18 protein-coding genes and 2 riboswitches are annotated in these 17,179 nt (G+C 55.3%); of the genes, 15 read left to right on the top strand and 3 right to left on the bottom strand.

Going from position 1 to position 17,179, the window contains the following annotated elements; all coding sequences use genetic code 11:
- Positions 1 to 96 precede the first annotated feature (96 nt).
- The 5 genes from P8T57_RS11335 to P8T57_RS11315 all read left to right on the top strand — a co-directional run bounded on the left by P8T57_RS11335 (position 97) and on the right by P8T57_RS11315 (position 3,732).
- Entirely contained in the window at positions 97 to 1,383 is a 1,287-nt protein-coding gene (locus tag P8T57_RS11335) for a glutamate-5-semialdehyde dehydrogenase (RefSeq protein ID WP_341363143.1), read from the top strand.
- Entirely contained in the window at positions 1,380 to 1,988 is a 609-nt protein-coding gene (locus P8T57_RS11330; RefSeq protein ID WP_007089092.1) for a nicotinate-nucleotide adenylyltransferase, read from the top strand. Before P8T57_RS11335 ends, P8T57_RS11330 begins: the two co-directional genes overlap by 4 nt.
- 54 nt (positions 1,989 to 2,042) lie before the next feature.
- Positions 2,043 to 2,432, top strand: a complete 390-nt coding sequence (gene rsfS / locus P8T57_RS11325; RefSeq protein WP_007089093.1) for a ribosome silencing factor — start codon at positions 2,043 to 2,045, stop codon at positions 2,430 to 2,432.
- 82 nt (positions 2,433 to 2,514) lie between these two features.
- A complete protein-coding gene (gene rlmH, locus P8T57_RS11320; protein ID WP_007089094.1) occupies positions 2,515 to 2,973 on the top strand; it encodes a 23S rRNA (pseudouridine(1915)-N(3))-methyltransferase RlmH in 459 nt (152 codons plus the stop codon).
- Between the two features lie 102 nt (positions 2,974 to 3,075).
- Positions 3,076 to 3,732, top strand: coding sequence for a hypothetical protein (locus P8T57_RS11315; RefSeq protein ID WP_083379425.1), 657 nt, complete (start codon positions 3,076 to 3,078; stop codon positions 3,730 to 3,732).
- A 6-nt stretch (positions 3,733 to 3,738) separates the two neighbouring features.
- On the opposite strand, the gene P8T57_RS11310 is transcribed toward P8T57_RS11315, so the two are convergent.
- Both P8T57_RS11310 and P8T57_RS11305 read right to left on the bottom strand, forming a co-directional pair.
- Positions 3,739 to 4,272: a dihydrofolate reductase family protein gene (locus tag P8T57_RS11310; protein ID WP_341363142.1), complete on the bottom strand. Its 534-nt coding sequence runs from the start codon at positions 4,270 to 4,272 to the stop codon at positions 3,739 to 3,741.
- A gap of 152 nt (positions 4,273 to 4,424) precedes the next feature.
- Positions 4,425 to 5,840, bottom strand: coding sequence for an L-serine ammonia-lyase (locus tag P8T57_RS11305; protein WP_341363141.1), 1,416 nt, complete (start codon positions 5,838 to 5,840; stop codon positions 4,425 to 4,427).
- A gap of 70 nt (positions 5,841 to 5,910) precedes the next feature.
- Positions 5,911 to 6,038, bottom strand: a riboswitch (glycine riboswitch).
- Positions 6,039 to 6,041: 3 nt separating this feature from the next.
- Positions 6,042 to 6,141, bottom strand: a riboswitch (glycine riboswitch).
- A gap of 274 nt (positions 6,142 to 6,415) precedes the next feature.
- Between P8T57_RS11305 and gpmI the strand changes: the two genes are divergently transcribed.
- From gpmI to P8T57_RS11255, 10 genes are all read left to right on the top strand, one after another.
- Positions 6,416 to 8,008, top strand: a complete 1,593-nt coding sequence (gene gpmI / locus P8T57_RS11300; protein ID WP_341363140.1) for a 2,3-bisphosphoglycerate-independent phosphoglycerate mutase — start codon at positions 6,416 to 6,418, stop codon at positions 8,006 to 8,008.
- Positions 7,989 to 9,335, top strand: coding sequence for a peptidoglycan DD-metalloendopeptidase family protein (locus P8T57_RS11295; RefSeq protein ID WP_341365373.1), 1,347 nt, complete (start codon positions 7,989 to 7,991; stop codon positions 9,333 to 9,335). The genes gpmI and P8T57_RS11295 overlap by 20 nt, the downstream gene beginning before the upstream one ends.
- 38 nt (positions 9,336 to 9,373) lie before the next feature.
- Positions 9,374 to 10,636 carry a S41 family peptidase gene (locus P8T57_RS11290; RefSeq protein ID WP_110252604.1) on the top strand — a complete coding sequence of 421 codons (1,263 nt, stop codon included), beginning with the start codon at positions 9,374 to 9,376 and terminating at the stop codon, positions 10,634 to 10,636.
- A gap of 101 nt (positions 10,637 to 10,737) precedes the next feature.
- A complete protein-coding gene (locus P8T57_RS11285) occupies positions 10,738 to 12,201 on the top strand; it encodes a divergent polysaccharide deacetylase family protein (protein ID WP_341363139.1) in 1,464 nt (487 codons plus the stop codon).
- Between the two features lie 38 nt (positions 12,202 to 12,239).
- Positions 12,240 to 12,836, top strand: coding sequence for an RNA pyrophosphohydrolase (locus P8T57_RS11280; protein ID WP_083379426.1), 597 nt, complete (start codon positions 12,240 to 12,242; stop codon positions 12,834 to 12,836).
- Positions 12,837 to 12,922: 86 nt separating this feature from the next.
- Entirely contained in the window at positions 12,923 to 13,114 is a 192-nt protein-coding gene (locus P8T57_RS11275) for a hypothetical protein (protein WP_341363138.1), read from the top strand.
- A 75-nt stretch (positions 13,115 to 13,189) separates the two neighbouring features.
- The gene (locus tag P8T57_RS11270; RefSeq protein WP_341363137.1) at positions 13,190 to 13,996 is read left to right on the top strand and encodes a methyltransferase domain-containing protein; all 807 of its coding nucleotides are present in this window, start codon (positions 13,190 to 13,192) and stop codon (positions 13,994 to 13,996) included.
- Positions 13,997 to 14,044: 48 nt separating this feature from the next.
- Positions 14,045 to 14,881, top strand: coding sequence for an alpha/beta hydrolase (locus P8T57_RS11265; protein WP_341363136.1), 837 nt, complete (start codon positions 14,045 to 14,047; stop codon positions 14,879 to 14,881).
- Between the two features lie 82 nt (positions 14,882 to 14,963).
- On the top strand, positions 14,964 to 15,662 hold the full coding sequence (locus tag P8T57_RS11260) for a hypothetical protein (protein WP_341363135.1): 699 nt from the start codon (positions 14,964 to 14,966) through the stop codon (positions 15,660 to 15,662).
- Between the two features lie 117 nt (positions 15,663 to 15,779).
- Entirely contained in the window at positions 15,780 to 16,754 is a 975-nt protein-coding gene (locus P8T57_RS11255) for a squalene/phytoene synthase family protein (protein ID WP_007089107.1), read from the top strand.
- A gap of 73 nt (positions 16,755 to 16,827) precedes the next feature.
- Here P8T57_RS11255 and P8T57_RS11250 read toward each other — a convergent pair whose 3' ends face one another.
- Positions 16,828 to 17,109, bottom strand: coding sequence for a hypothetical protein (locus tag P8T57_RS11250; protein ID WP_341363134.1), 282 nt, complete (start codon positions 17,107 to 17,109; stop codon positions 16,828 to 16,830).
- Positions 17,110 to 17,179: the final 70 nt, after the last annotated feature.

Genomic DNA, 17,179 nt, shown 5'->3' with positions numbered 1-17,179 from the left:
CAGAGGGATATTTTGTCAAATTGTCGATAAAATTGCGATAAGCCCGCCCCGGGAATTCCGGCCTGCGGGACATCTTCAAGGAACGGAACCAGGACCATGACGGCACTTGCCAGCATCGAAACCCAGGACATCGCAGCACTGATGCACGACATGGGCATCAATGCCCGTGAAGCTTCGCTGAAACTGGCGCAGGTCCCATCCGAACCAAAAACCAACGCCCTTAAAGCAGCCGCACGCAAATTGCGCGAAAATGCCGATATCATACTGGCCGCCAATGCACGCGACATGGAAGCAGGCCGTGCAAAGGGCCTGACGCCGGCACTACTGGATCGTCTTGCACTTGATCCCGCCCGTATCGAAGGCATGGCCGCCGGGGTCGAGGCAGTTGCCGACCTTCCCGATCCGGTTGGTCGCGAACTTGCCCGCTGGAGCCCAGAGCGCAACGGTCTTGATATCACGCGCGTGTCTGTGCCGCTTGGCGTGATCGGTATCATTTATGAAAGCCGCCCGAATGTGACGGCCGATGCCGGTGCCATGTGCGTCAAATCGGGCAATGCCGCCATCCTGCGCGGTGGTTCGGAAAGCTTCCATTCATCCCGCGCGATTTTTGACTGCATGCTTGCCGGTATTCTCGATGCCGGTTTGCCCGAACATGCGCTTCAGATGATCCCGGTGACGGATCGCGCCGCCGTTGGCGAGATGCTGAAACTGTCCGATTACATCGACGTCATCGTCCCGCGCGGCGGCAAGTCGCTGATATCGCGCATTACCGATGAAAGCCGGATTCCCCTGTTCAAGCATCTGGAAGGGCTTTGCCATACCTATGTCCATACCAGTGCGGATGTGACCAAAGTCGTCGATATCGTGGTGAATGCCAAGATGCGCCGGACCGGCATTTGCGGTGCGACCGAAACCATCCTGATTGATCAGGTGGTTGCCGATGATCTGTTGCCGAAAATTGCCGCGGCCCTTGCCGACAAGGGATGTGAAATGCGTGGCGATGCCAGCGCGCAAAAGGCAGACACCCGCATCCTGCCTGCCACGGACGATGATTGGATCACCGAATATCTTGATGCCATTGTGTCGATCAAGGTCATCAATGGCGTCGAAGAAGCGGTCAACCATATCAACACATATGGATCGCATCATACCGACGCCATTTTGGCCGAGGATACCGATGCGACCGCGACGTTCCTCAATGGTGTTGATTCCGGCATCGTGATCGTCAATGCATCGACACAGTTCGCCGATGGCGGCGAATTTGGCATGGGGGCCGAGATTGGCATTTCGACGGGCAAGCTGCATGCACGCGGCCCGGTCGGAGTCGAACAGCTGACCAGCTATAAATACATCGTGCGCGGCACCGGCCAGACCCGCCCATGAGTTTTTCGACGCCCAGAAGTCATAGTGCCCCGCCCCGCGTCGGATTGCTGGGCGGGTCGTTTAACCCGGCGCATGAAGGGCATCTGCATATATCGCTGGAAGCCTTGAAAACCCTGCAACTTGATGCAGTCTGGTGGCTGGTGTCGCCGCAAAACCCGCTCAAGCCCGCCCAGGGTATGGCCGACCTTGCCGACCGGTTCGATTCGGCGCTGATGATGGCAAAGCATCCCCGCATTGTTGTTTCTGCAATTGAATCCGAACTGGGAACCCGTTATACGGCCGACACTCTCGCAGCCTTGCAGCGTCGTTTTACCCGAACGCGGTTCGTATGGCTGATGGGGGCGGACAATCTGGCCCAGTTTCATAAATGGAAATGGTGGGACAGGTTGATTTTGCGCGCTCCCATTGCGGTTCTTGACCGCGAGGGGTATTCTAACAAGGCATTGTCCGGGACGGCAGCCAAGCGTATGGAACGCTGGCGCATCCCATCGGACAGGGCGGGTTTGCTGGCCGATCTCGATGTTCCGGCCTGGGTTTACCTGCCAATAAAGCGCCATCCGGCTTCTTCGACCGCAATCCGCGCCGAAGGCAGATGGCAGGTTTGACCGGCGGGAGTTCCCCGGATCCGAAACGGATCGGGCTCTCTTGCGTAAATTGAGGTGGCGACCATAGGTACCGCAAAAAAGACTCTGACCCCGGGCGAGCTTCTTGCCCTTATCCAGAGCACGCTAGAAGACGACAAGGCCGAAGACCTTGTCACCATTAATCTGATCGATAAAACCTCCCTTGCCGATCATATGATCATTGCAACCGGGTCATCCTCCAGACGGGTGGCGTCGATGGCAGAGCATATTGTCGAAAAGCTGAAAGAAGCAGGTCAGGGCCGTGCCCAGGCCGAAGGCAAGGAACAGGGCGACTGGGTTCTGGTTGATGCCGGCGATGTCATCGTCCATCTGTTCCGCCCGGAAGTTCGCGCTTTCTACAACATAGAACAGATGTGGGGCGTTGAAAATCCGGCGCTTAAACAGCAGGCGGCGCGACTGTATTAATACAGTCCGCCCCGGTTTGCCCTGACCACCGCGAGGATTGGCCATCGGTGGTCCCCTTGCGGGCCGGAGCCAGATCGGAAAGATGCAAATTACCCTTGCGGCAGTGGGCCGGATGAAGAACGGCCCCGAGAAAGATCTTTTTGACCATTACGCAGCCCGCCTGCGCTGGCCCTTTGCCGTGCGGGAAGTCGAAGAGAAGAAAAAGCTGCCCCCCAATCAGCTCAAAGACCGCGAGGCGGAGCTTTTACTGGGCGTCATCCCCGAAAATGCCTTTTTGATCGCACTTGACGAGCATGGCCGCGAATATGGCTCCATCGATTTTGCCGCAAAGCTTGAAGGCTGGATCGATCAATATGCCGGAAATATCGCCTTTGCCATTGGCGGGGCCGACGGGCATGGGGACGCCATCAAAACACGCGCCAATACGCTTTGGTCACTTGGCAAGGCGACATGGCCCCATATGCTGGTCCGCGCCCTGATTGCCGAACAGCTTTTCCGCGCCCACGCCATCCAGACCAACCATCCCTATCACCGGGAATAATCCTCAAAGTCACCAAAAGCATTGGTTCCCCCACTCTTGGATAAGTTGTTTCAAAATTTGTCCATGGGTATTTCTCTATCTGTTTGAGTAGGGGAATTAACGATGCAAAACAGATACTTAAAGATTGCCGCCGCTATCGGTTTGGCAATGCTGACCGGCGCGTGCGCAGCTTCGCGTAGCGTTGTCGAAATTCAGGAACCGGCCAAAATTGAGAACCCGGCGACTGGGCCGGCCGTTAAAATCGTTTCGGTCGAAGACAAACGCCAATTCGAGATTGATCCGTCAACACCGGATATCCCGTCGCTGTCGAATGACGAGATTGATGATGTCACCTTTACATCGCGTGCCTATGCCCGCAAACGCAACACCTATGGAATGGCACTGGGGGATGTTTTGCTACCCGAAGGCAAAACCGTTGCCGATGCTGTCAACAAGGCAATCTCCAACGGCTTCAAACAGGCCGGATACCGTGTTCTTGAACCGGGGGACGCCGAATATGACAGCGCCGACTCCGTCGATGCCGACCTGATCAAGTTCTGGTCATGGTTCGAACCCGGTTTCTGGCAGGTCACGGTGCATAACAAGTCCGAAGTGACGTTGAAGGGCAACGAACTGAACAAGGGCGAACCGGTTACTGTCACCGACAGCTATCAGGAAAAGATGCAGATGGTCCTCGACAGCGACTGGCAAAGCAGTGCTGTTAATGCCCTACGCGAACTTTCCTCAAAGATTACCGAAAAACTGGAAACGCTTAAGTAACCGGCTTTAACGCAAATCATACTGCATGCGCACGACACCGGACTTGTAGTGCTCCGATGCCACCAGTTTCAGTGTCGTGCCCACAGCATCCCTGCCAAACAGCCGGATGCCATCACCGAGAATTTCGGGGATGATGAACATTTCAAGCTGATCGACAAGGCCGCCAAACAGGAATTGGGTCACAACACTGGCCCCACCGACGATCCAGATATCGCCGGTATCGGACCTGTCATCGCGAAGCTGGCTTGCCAGTTCCACAAGACTACCGCCATAGGCCTCTGTATTGGCCGGGCGGTTATCGGGCAAATCGCGCGATGTCAGGACAATCGTGCGGCGATCTTCATAGGGCCAGTCGCCAAATTCCATCACCTGATCAAAGGTTTTTCGCCCGATGATCAGTGTTCCCACGGTGCCCAGAAAGCCCTCGAAATCGAACTCGACCGGATCGAATTGATCAAGCCAGTCAACCGCGCCATTGGCGCGCGCGATATAGCCATCCAGACTGACCGCGATATAGATGCGGAACAGTTTCTTTTTCATGCTTTGCCCAACCTGTTCGGGGTCTTTGCCCCGTTTTTGATTTCTCAATGATATCAGATTGCAGGCGCAAGGTGGCAAGAATCAGGCCGGATGAAAAACACCCCCGAAACGGCGGCTTCGAGGGTGTTTGGTCGGTATTTCAAACTGTCAGCTCAACATTCGACCACGTTGACATTGACTGCCAGCCCGCCCTGACTGGTTTCCTTGTATTTGCTTTGCATATCAATGCCGGTCTGGCGCATGGTTTCGATCACCTTGTCGAGTGACACGGTATGCTGACCATCGCCGCGCATCGCCAGACGGGCAGCATTGATCGCCTTGACCGCCCCCATGGTGTTGCGTTCGATGCAGGGTACCTGCACCAGACCGCCAATCGGATCACAGGTCAGGCCAAGGTTGTGTTCCATGCCAATTTCGGCGGCGTTTTCAACCTGTTCGGGCGTACCGCCCATGACGGCACAAAGCGCGCCTGCCGCCATTGAGCAGGCCACACCGACCTCGCCCTGACAACCGACTTCGGCGGCAGAAATCGACGCACGCTTTTTATAGATCGAACCAATGGCCGCCGCCGTTAACAGGAATTCGCGTATTTTCCCCTGTGTCACATTGGCCCCGAACCGTTCGTAATAGCGCAGCACGGCGGGAATAACACCCGCCGCCCCGTTGGTCGGGGCGGTCACGACGCGCGAACCGGCAGCATTTTCTTCGTTAACCGCAAGGGCATAAAGATTGACCCAGTCGATCACGGTCAACGGGTCCTTAAGCCCCGCTTCTGGCCGTTCCGTCAGCTCAAGGTAAAGTTTGCGCGCACGCCGTTTGACATTCAGCCCGCCGGGCAGGATGCCATCGGTTTTGCAGCCACGCTCAATACAATCCATCATCGCGCGATGCACGCGGTCGACAAATTCCTCGGTCTCGTCAGGTTCACGCCAGCTTTTTTCGTTTTCGGCCATGACTTCGGCAATCGACAGCTTTTCCTTTTTACAGATCGCCATCAGTTCATCGGCCGAGGAAAAGGGATAAGGCAGCGTGATATTATCGCCGGAATATTCCGCCCCGCGATCATCGCCCGAGACGATAAACCCACCCCCAACCGAAAAATATTCCTGTTTGTGCAAAACAACACCGTCACGGTCAAAGGCGGTGATCCGCATGCCATTGGGATGTTCGGGCAGGCTTTCGGTCATATGGAAAACAAGGTTGGTATCCCGGTTGAAAGCAACCGGATGCGCGCCGTAAAGCTGTAATGCGTGATCTTTATCAATCGCATCCATTGTCGGTGCGATCCGGTCGGGATCAACCGAACGCGGTCGTTCCCCCGAAAGCCCCATGATCACCGCGGTATCGGTGGCGTGCCCCTTGCCGGTCAGGGCAAGCGATCCGTAAAGATCAACAATTACCGAGCCGATTTTTTCCAAAAGATTCCGGGCTTCGAGTTCCAGACAGAACCGATAGCCCGCGCGCATCGGGCCGACCGTATGCGAACTCGATGGGCCTATGCCGATGGTATAAAGATCGACAACGGAAAGATTAACGTCTTGCGGACGCTGCTTATTTTCTTCGGTCAAATGGGCCTCCCACGGCTCTTTGTCATGCGGATCAATGCCACATGACGTTATAGAACCGGTGTCTTGCCCCCTCTGTCCCTTGACCTGAGATTGTGCGCCCTGTTGCCAAAAACAAAGAAGTCTTTGACGCCATGGCTTCATCCTTCGGTGGAAATATGGTGCCGGGCGTTGGCCCCGTACCGCTTTCTCTCTCCAGAGCCTCAATCCGCAACGGTCCATCTGCCTGAGAGTTTTCGGGGCTATTGCTCCTTCGGCGCCGATCTGATCGCGGGATCAAAGCGGGCTCTCCCATCGCGGTTATTCGAGGTATCACCGTAACGCCCGAGATTACAGGCAGGTGATGATCCTTGTCAAAAAGCGACTTTGCAAGCACACAAAAAATACCCGGTCGGAAGGCTGTTCAATACCGGCATTCATGATAGATTGCGCGTTGAAAATGCTATGATTGGCAGCGTCTGATGGCGGACCCACCGCGCCCGGCGTCTTTGTACGGATGGCAAAATTACCGGAAAATAACCATCTTTACCGGTAATTCAGCCTTTTACCTTATTTCGTGTACTTTAGTTCGTGGGATTATGATTGTGACTGTATCAAATACCGTAAAGCGCCCGCGTCCGGTGGTGCTGTGCATTCTGGATGGCTGGGGTTATCGCGAGGAAAGCAAGGACAATGCGGTTGCATTGGCCAATACCCCTGTTTGGGACGCGCTTTATGCCAACAATCCGACCGGCTTTCTGAAAGCCTGCGGTCTTGATGTCGGCCTGCCCGAAGGACAGATGGGCAATTCCGAAGTCGGCCATATGAATCTTGGTGCCGGCCGGGTTGTGATGCAGGAACTGCCAAAAATTGACGAGGCTGTCAAAACCGGTTCGATCGCAGATACCGATACGGTCAAAAAGGTTATCGCCAAGCTGAAAGAAAGCGGGGGTGTCTGTCATATCGCGGGGCTTCTGTCCGAAGGCGGGGTGCATTCCCATCAGGCCCATATGGCTGCCCTTGCCAAAATCATCGCATCGGCCGGTGTGCCGGTAAAAATCCATGCCTATCTGGATGGCCGCGATACCGCCCCCAAAAGTGCCGCCAAATTCCTTGAAAAATTCCGCGCACAGATTGGTGATGCCAATGTTGAAATCGTGACCGTTACCGGGCGCTATTACGCGATGGACCGCGACAATCGCTGGGAACGCGTCAGCCAGGCCTATTTCACGATGGTAAAGGGCAAGAATTACGCCGATGGCCGCACCGCTGAAAGTGCCGAAGGCGCAATCAGGGCAGCCTATGATGCCGACACCACGGATGAATTCGTTCTGCCGACCGTGATTGGCGATTATGCCGGCATGAAAGACGGCGACGGGATTTTGATGACCAATTTCCGGGCCGACCGCGCGCGTGAAATTCTGGCCGCGATCTGCGCACCGGACTTTGACGGGTTTAACCGTGGCACCCCGATCAGATTTGCCGTGCAGGCCGGTATGGTTGAATATTCATCCGACCATGCAAAATATATGGATGCGATCTATCCGCCGCAGGTGTTGCCAAATATCTTTGGTGAAGTCGTTTCCAGGGCTGGCATGAAGCAGTTGCGCATCGCGGAAACCGAAAAATATCCGCATGTGTCCTTCTTCTTTAACGGCGGCGAAGAACAGGTTTTCGAGGGCGAAGACCGTATTCTGGTGCCATCGCCCAAGGTCGCGACCTATGATTTGCAGCCGGAAATGTCGGCCCCGGAAGTGACCGAAAAGCTGGTGGCGGCGATCAGGGCTGAAACCTATGACGCGATCATTCTGAACTTTGCCAACCCCGACATGGTCGGCCATAGCGGCATTTTGTCCGCCGCGATGAAGGCCGCCGAAGCCGTCGATACCTGCCTTGGGCAGGTTGTTGATGCGGTTAAATCGGTGGGCGGCGTGATGTTCGTTACCGCCGATCACGGGAACTGTGAGATGATGGTGGATCCGGAAACCGGCGAGCCGCACACCGCGCATACGCTTAATCTGGTGCCGACCATTCTGGTGAATGGACCCGAAGGCGCGACACTGGAAAATGGTCGCCTGGCCGACGTGGCACCGACTTTGTTGCAGCTTCTCGGGCTACCGCAACCGGCGGAAATGACCGGCAAACCGTTGATCAAGGGTTTGAAAGGGAATGATGCGCTTCTTGCGAACTGATCTGCGTTCCAAGACCGCCCTGCCTGCGCTGGCTGTGATTGCAGCCATGATCGCGGGCGGGGCAGCGCCGTCTTTTGCCCAGTCGCTACGCAAGGTCGACAGTCAGCTTGATAAACTTGAAAGCCAGCTGTCAGAGCAGCAAAAGCAGGAAGAATTCCTGGCGCGTAAATCGCGCGAACTCTGGACCGAGGAACAGGCGCTTCAATCCGAAGCCATTTCGGTCGCCAGACGCGCCCAGCGCCTTGAAACAACCCTGACCGATCTTGAAGATCAGCTTGCCGAACTTGAAGTGCGCGAAAAGCGGGCCGCCACCAGCCTTGAAGACAAAGCCGGGCAATATGCCCGCATCCTGATGGCATTGCAGCGTTTGTCGACCACCCCGCCCGAAGCTGTGATCGCCCTTCCTACCAGCCCGCAGGATACATTGCGGTCAGCCATCCTGTTAAAGGCCGCCCTGCCCGGTGTTGAACAGCATGCGCGCGATTTGCGCGCCGAGCTTGAAGAAATTGGCACCCTTCGCGAAGACATCCGCACGCGCCGCAGCGAAATGGCAGCCGCCACCAAAGAATTACAGGCAGAGCGCCAGTCACTGGCCGCCCTGCTTAACGAAAAGCGCAAACTGCGTTCGGAAACCGAGGCCGAGGCCAAAATGGCATCGCGCGCCGTCAATGAACTGGCGACCGAGGCAAAATCATTGGGCGATCTTCTGGAAAGCCTGAAAAAGCGGGCGGAAGGCGTTCCCGAACCCCGCATGAAACCGGAACGCCAGATCGCCAAGCGCACGGAACCCGAACCGGCCCCGGCCCCATCGACAATTGCCAGAAACGAGCCGCCCGCCACCCCTGCGGAAAAAACAGCCCCTGCCAGCAAGGCACCATCGGCAAATGATGAAGAGCTTTCTGTCGGCAGTTCGATCACGCTGGCACACGGACAATTGCGTATGCCCGCAAGCGGCAAGGTCGTTACATTGTTTGGTGAACGGTCCCGCGGACCGGACGGACTGGCGGTTACACATTCCAAAGGGATCGAGATCGACACACGCCCAAACGCGCAGGTCGTATCGCCCTTTGACGGCAAAGTTGTATTCGCCGGGCCCTTCCGTGGCTATGGCCGCCTCTTGATTATCGAACACGGCGAAGGATACCATAGCCTTATCGCTGGTTTTGATCGGCTCGACAGTGTGGTAGGACAATATCTGTTGGCGGGTGAACCTGTTGGAATAATGGGTGAATTATCGCCTAAACTCTATCTGGAGATGCGCCATGACGGTGAAGCGATCAATCCGCTTCCCTGGCTGGCCTCGAAAAACGGCAAGGTAAGTGGATGAAAACCTCTCGATTGGCAGTATTCGCACTCGCTACCGGCATGACTTTGGGCCTTGCTTCGCCCGCGCTGGCGCAATCTTCACCAACAACATCAGCCGAAACCTATCGGCTGCTGAACCTGTTTGGCGATGTGTTTGAACAGGTGAAATCGAAATATGTCGAAGAAGTAGATGACAAGCAGCTGATCGAAGCGGCCATCAACGGCATGCTGACATCGCTTGATCCGCATTCCTCCTATCTGAATATGGATAATTTCGAGGAAATGCAGGTCGATACCCGCGGCGAGTTCGGCGGGCTTGGTATCGAAGTCACGATGGAAGAAGGCTTTGTCAAAGTCATTTCCCCGATTTATGACACGCCCGCCGAAAAGGCCGGTTTGCAACCTGGTGACTTCATCACCCATATCGACGGCAAACCGATCCGTGGTCTTGGCCTGAACGAAGCGGTTGAAATGATGCGCGGCAAGGTCAATACGGACATTATCCTGACCATCATGCGCAAGGGTGAAACCGCACCGTTTGATGTCACCCTGACCCGGGCCGTGATCAAGATCCAGTCGGTTAGATCCGAAGCAAAGGATGATGTCGGATATATCCGTATCACCAAATTCAACGAGCAGACCTTTAGCGGCCTGCAACGTGCGATCACCGAGTTGCGCGATCAGATCGGCCCGGAAATCAAGGGCCTTGTGATTGACATGCGCAACAATCCTGGTGGGTTGCTCGATCAGGCGATTTCGGTTTCGGACGCATTCCTTGATAAGGGTGAAATCGTATCAACCCGCCCGCGCGATACCGAAAATACCGAACGTTACAATGCCCGTCCGGGCGATCTTGCCGACGGACTTCCCATGATCGTTCTGATCAATGACGGTTCGGCATCCGCATCCGAAATCGTTGCCGGTGCCCTTCAGGATCACCGCCGCGCGGTCATCATGGGAACACGCAGTTTCGGCAAGGGATCGGTTCAGACAATCCTTCCGATGCCCGGCAATGTGGCACTGCGTCTGACCACGGCACGCTATTACACGCCGTCGGGCAAATCGATCCAGGAAGTCGGCATCGTGCCTGACATCATCGTCCCGCAGGCCCGTGTCGAAAGCATCGAAGCCGCCCAGCGCCGATCCGAAGCCGATCTGAATGGTGCATTGCGCAACGAGGATGAAACCATCAGCAACGCCGAAAGCGATGCCAATGATCGCCGCAATGCTGCCGAGGAAATAGCGCTGGAAGATTATCAGCTGTCCCGTGCACTTGATATGATCCGGGGCATCGCCCTGTTCGCACCCCGCCCGCAAGGGTGAGGTGCGATCCGCAGACCGAAAGAGACTGACCTTTCGTGATCAGGAAACTCATAAAATCCTTACGGTTTGGCCGAAAGAAGGAACGGGATCCTCTTGATGACATGGGCAATCCTGAAACAGATGATGTTTCAGACGCTCTGTCGGACGAGGATCTTCCCTTTAACGAGCTGCCGATCGAGGTTCAATGGGAACGTCTGCCCAAGCATCCGCCATCACGGCGCTGGTGGCTGTCAAAACTCCTGATAATTGCGCTGTTTTTAAGCCCGATTGCCGCGGCGGGTGTCGGACTTATCCCGATCCTTGATCCTGAAACCGGCTGGCGGCTGTTTCATCTTGGATCACCCAAAACCATCGTCGCCGTTCCCGGGACCGAGCGCGAGCTTCAGGAAGAAATCGCCAAAGGCGTACGCGACGTCGAAGAACGCACGCGCGCCGAGCAGGAAGCACTGGCCAAAGCCGCTAGTGATCCCAACAATCCGCAAAGTGCCGAAGACATCGCCAGACAGCTTGAAGGCGTTTCAGATCTGGTTGGCACCCCCGGTCAGGAGGGCGCAGTGGATGGCACGACAACACCAACCCCGGAAGAACTCGCCGCCCTTGCCGAAGAAGGCGCACTTGATCAGCCGATAGAACCCGATCCCCTGCGCCCGGCTCCGCTTCCTGGTCTGGATGAAGAAGGCAGTTTCGGTCGTATTCCGCGGATTGCCGATGATGGCACGACGCCGTTTGATGCCTATAAACGGCCCTTCGAACGGGTTGAAGGCCAGCCCTATGTCGCGATCATCGTGACCGGTATAGGCCTGAACAGCACCAGAACGAAGGCGGCAATCGAAGATTTGCCGCTGAATATTTCGCTGGCGCTTTCGCCCTATGCCAACAATCTGCAACAGGTCGCCGCCGATGCGCGCGCCATGGGCCACGAGATATTCTTGCAGTTGCCGATGGAGCCGATCGACTTCCCGCTATCTGATCCCGGTCCGCGCGCGCTTTTGACCAGCCTGCCGGAAGGGGAAAACCTTGTGCGACTTGAATGGTTGCTCGCACGGTTCCCGGGCTATGCGGGCGTCGTCAGTTATCTTGGGTCGAAATTCGGAAGCCTCGATAGCGCCATCCGTCCAGTGATCGAATTCGTCGACCGGACCGGTCTTATGTATGTTGAAGGTACCAATTCCGGGTCCGTGAGCCTTGGCGCGCAATTGGCATCGAATGCCGATAGTCCGAATGCCGTTGGCAACATCATGATCGACGAAATTCCAAGTCGCCGACAAATCGACGCCCGGCTTAACGATCTGGTCGAACTGGCAAAAAGCAACGGCGTTGCCGTCGGAATTGCGCAATCCTATCCGGTGACCATACAGCGCCTTCGGAACTGGTCGTCACGACTTGCCCGCCAGGGCGTTCAGCTTGCACCGGTTTCGGCGCTTGCAAAATTGCAGGTCACACCGCAGTCTGCGGACGAGGCGGAAGCCGCCCGGCGTGACGCCGCATTGGCCGAAGAACGCGCCCAAAAGGATGCCGCCCCGTCCGATACTGGTGACGGCGAAAGTGAAACAATCGAAAATTGATGACACCGCCACCGTATGCGGTTTGTCAGGGGGTATTGATGGCGAAGAAATCGGGCGGCAAATCAAAGAAGGCAGCCAAAGCCGACGATGATCAGAAGGCCGGGGATCAGAAGATAAAAACCGGCAGCACGGACAAATCAACGCTGACCGCAGAAGACCTGCCTTATCGCCCCTGTGTCGGGATCGCACTTTTTAACGATGAGGGACAGGTCTGGATCGGCAACCGGATCGGGTTTGAAGGCGCATGGCAATTGCCACAGGGCGGGATAGATGATGGCGAAACCGCCGAACAGGCAGCGCTTCGCGAATTGTCCGAAGAAATCGGCACCGACAAGGCGGAAATCGTTGCCGAAACGCCCGACTGGCTGACCTATGATTTACCCGATCACCTGATTGGCAAGGCATTTGGCGGCAAGTATCGCGGCCAGAAACAGAAATGGTTTGCCATGCACTTTACGGGCAAGGAAAAACATATCAAAATTGATGTTCCCCATCCTGAATTTGATGCATGGCGCTGGACCGATTTCGGAACTTTGCCCGATCTGATTGTCCCGTTCAAAAGACCGGTTTATTTGCAACTTGTCGAAATCTTTCGTGATGTACCTCAAAGAATTCGAAATTTGGGGACGGCATAAGACGCCACGTTATTTCTTGATCAATACGCTCAAATCGATAGATTGCAGAAAATCAAGATACATCAGAAGTTTAGAGGAGTTCTAAGATGGGTGCGGATCGCTTGATCTTCGGTGTCCTGACGATTGTGGTGGGGATTTTCGGCCTGTTCTATGCTTCGGGATCACATGATGGATATTCCTATTTTGTGGGCCTAGCATTGTTCTTTGGTGCGGTGCTGTTCATGTTCGCACTGATCAAGGGACATTATGACCAGCTGGAAAAAGACGGGTATAAATAAGGTCTGCCGCCGAGATATCGGTAGATATCGCCTTTAAGGTTTTCTTTCGGGACCGGGCACGTTATGGATCAGGGTATGAGCAATACACACTGGGATCCTGTTCGTTACGGTCTGTTTGGCGATGAACGTCGTCGCCCGGCAAAAGACCTGATTGCCCGTCTGCCCAAACCGGCGGATGGCTTTTTGCCACGTCACATTGTCGATCTTGGCTGCGGGCCGGGATCCATCACCGCGTTGCTTGATCAGGCGTATCGCACACCGGAAAATCCCGATGTCCAGATTGTCGGGATCGATTCTTCGGCAGAAATGTTGGAAACAGCCGCCAAGCGCGACGAGAATATCGAATGGCAACAGGCCGATATCGCGCAATGGGAAGCGGATAACCCCGTTGATATCCTGTTTTCCAATGCCGCCCTGCAATGGATTCCCGAACACGCCAAACTGTTCCCCCGCCTGACACGGTTTTTGCGTCCCGGCGGACTGTTGGCCATTCAGGTGCCGAACAATTTCCTTGCACCCAGTCATCAGTTGATTGGCGAAGCCGGAATTGAATGGCGCGATGCGGTTGCCGGGGCGACCCAGCAAATCCGGATCATGCGACCGGGCGACTATTTTGATGTCCTGTCCATCGATTGCGATGCCATTGACCTGTGGCAGACCCAGTATTGCCATGTCCTGCATGGGGAAGACCCCGTTTTCGATTGGACATCATCGACCGCCTTGCGCCCGGTTCTTGCCGCCCTGCCCGATGATGATGCGCGCGCCGCATTTTGTGAAAAATACAAAACCCGCTTGAAACAGGTCTATCCGCCGCGTGATGATGGCGTCACACTGTTTCCATTCAACCGGTTATTCATGATCGCCCGCAAACGCGACGCATAAATTCAACGCTAAAGTCTCTATTGGCGGGCATTACAAACGGAGCACCCCATGCCCGCCTTTCGTGACCATTTTATTCCCTGTTGCGGCTATGAAATTCATGTCAGGACGTGGGGCGATCCCCAAAAACCGGCCCTTGTCATGAGCCACGGTCTGGCGCGACTGGCCGATGATTTTGATCATGTCGCGCCGAATTTCACTGATACGTATTTTGTCCTGTGCCCGTCCATGATCGGACGCGGGCTTTCGGGATGGGCCAAGAATCCCGACCGGGAATATACCCTGCCCTTCTATGTCGCACAGACCTTCGAAATGCTTGAACATTTCAGGATTTCAAGCTGCAAGTGGATCGGAACGTCAATGGGCGGGCTGATCGGGCTTGCCATGACCGCCGAAGCCGCGGGATGGATCGAAAAGCTGGTTTTAAATGACATCGGACCGGAACTTGACACTGCGGCAGTCGCACGGATCAAATCCTATGTCGGGGCCACCCCGGAATTTGAAACGATCCATGATGTCGAAGAAATCGTCAAACTGATCTATGCGCCGTTTGGCATCACCGACGAAGCCACCTGGTCATTTATTTCCGCGCGCTCGGTGCGACGTCTGCCGAACGGAAATTTCATGATGCATTATGATCCCGAAGTCATGCGCGTCTTTGCCGAACATATTGATTCTTTTGATGCATGGGATCAATTCAACGCTATTTCTTGCCCGGTGATGCTGATCAGCGGTGCGAAATCTGATCTGATTCCCCCCGCCATTGTCGAAAAAATGCGGGAACAAAAACCGGAAATGCCGATTTTAACTGTAGCAAATTGCGGACATGCACCCCATTTGAATGACGAGGAACAGATAAAAGCCATCAAGGCGTTCCTTGCCGACTGACAAACCGGGGCCGGAAACATCCAGAATTTGTTTGCACAAGGGGATGTGCACCAGTTGCGATCAGGTTGTCGGAACACGAGATATGCATGTATCAAGTCCAATTGCGTGGTCTGTTGCGATTCTTTCCGTTGCCGCGACAACGGGCGGTTTTTCGCACGCGGCCCGTGCCCAGTCGATCCAGCCCGCCACGCCAGATGAAACCGGTGTGACAATTGGCATGCCCCAGACTGACAGTTCGCCAAATTCACTGGTCCCCGGAATACTGCCCCCCGCGTTGCCTGGCGGGATGAGCAATTATTTCGCCCCTCGTCGAAATCACGGCATTGTCCTGAACAATCCATCCAGCGATGGGGAAAGTGACCCATCGCTTCTGTGGTTTGAAATCGACAGCCAGCCAACAACAAACAACGGCATTGCGGCCCAGTTCGGAATTGGCTACGCCCCACGCCCGAATCTGGGCTTTGCCTTTGGCCCGGTTTTCGAACTGAATGGCCCGCTCGGGCAAAGCATTGGCACCGACCAACGCAATGATTTTGATGTCACCCCCACACACCACCCCGGTGGCTTTTACCGCCAGAACTTTTCGAGCAATCCTGGCACCCCTTCGGGCACGGATGATGCGGGCATTGCCGCCAGCCTGTCCTATATGCCGTTTCAGGATATCTGGATCGGGTTACATGGTCGATTGACCAGTGATCTTGCCCCTGATCCGAATACCGGTGCGCTTGATCGCTTTGACGCGATGCTGGGTCTGACCGCCGGATATCGCCTGGAATTCTAGGATCAGGCCCCCTTAATTTGGACGTGATCTTTTACGAAATGCTCAATTCCCCTTTTGCCTGCCCGAACGAGGCTGTATGACTCCTAGAAGGATCATCAGGAAAAGACGAAACGCCGCATGACAAGAATGCCAGCACCGATAGACGGGCCGAATGCCGATGCCTTTTCCGCCTGCAACGACCTTGCCGCGGCAAAAAATGCCAATCTTTACCGTGCGGCCATGCGCCTTGGCCCGGAACGGCAGCGTTTCTTTCTGGCGGCCTATGCATCGATGCGGGTGATCGACGATATTGTCGATGACGGGTTCCTTGAACTGACCGATCATGAACGCGACTATGCCCGCGAAGACACCCTGATTGCGATTGATCACTGGCAGCAGCAAATCCAGGCTGCCAAGATCGACGCTGATAACCCCCATCCCGAAAGCGGCCCGCTCAGCCAGCAGGTATTTGATGCCCTGCGTCTGACTTTGGGCCGAAGCGATCTGGAAGTTGATCCGTGGGTTGATCTGGCCGATGCATTGCGCCGCGATGTTGCCGAAGACCCGATGGATGAATGGGACGATTTCATCGCCTATTGCGAGGGGGCAACCGCCGCCCCGGCATCAATTTTTGTTTATCTGCTATCGGCACGATTCGATAACGAAATCGGATATACATCCCCCCTGACCAACCCACCGCTTTATCATGCGCGCGACATGGCGATTTTCTGTTACGTGGTGCATATCCTGCGCGACCTTCCAGACGATATCAAAGGCCCGGACAGGCTGGTGACGATACCAGCCGAAATCCTGATTGCCGCCGATATCACGCTTGGCGAAATCCGCAATGCCATCGGGCAGAAGAAATATGACGAACTGGACCGCCTGGGCACCATTCTGCTGGAACGCGCGTGGGAACATTTTGAAACCGGGCAGGCCCGGTCGGCTGAACTTCTGGCGATCCTTGATGCGGAAGAAACCGACACCCTGTCACGCCTGTTTGCCGTCTATATCGAACTGGCCAGTGCGATGATGGATAACGGATATGCGGCGTTCCTGAAGGACCGCGACACAATCATCGCGCAAACCGCCAACAACAGCCTTCCCGGATAGCAAAGACCCCGCCGATTGGCGGGGCCCGGGCGATCACATCGCGTGCGGCAAAATCCATATTCCGCTGAACGAATCAACCGATGACCAAAGCCAGATCGAAGAAGACCAGATCCGTCGCGGCGTTCTGAAAGTCGATGCGGCGGAGTAAGATGGTCTTACCCAAGGTATTAAAAAATATACCTTTTTTGCCGTGCTGAGCTTTTTTCGGGAACTTTTTCCGGGTTTTTGGAAAATAGTTCTTGATTTGTTCTTTGGCTTGTGGCATAAGGATAAAGTCAACAGGACAAATGGGTCCGGAGACAAAACCCGCAAAGCGTGATTCGCTTTTGCGGGTTTTTTGCGTTTCGGGCGGCAAAAACAGGAATGAGACGATGACAGGGCAGCGATCTGACGGGATGAAATGGCGGGTGCGGTATCGCCAAAGG

The sequence above is a fragment of the Thalassospira sp. SN3W genome (genome assembly GCF_038070535.1).
GTDB lineage: Bacteria > Pseudomonadota > Alphaproteobacteria > Rhodospirillales > Thalassospiraceae > Thalassospira > Thalassospira xiamenensis.
This window is presented reverse-complemented; position numbering and strand designations above follow the sequence as displayed.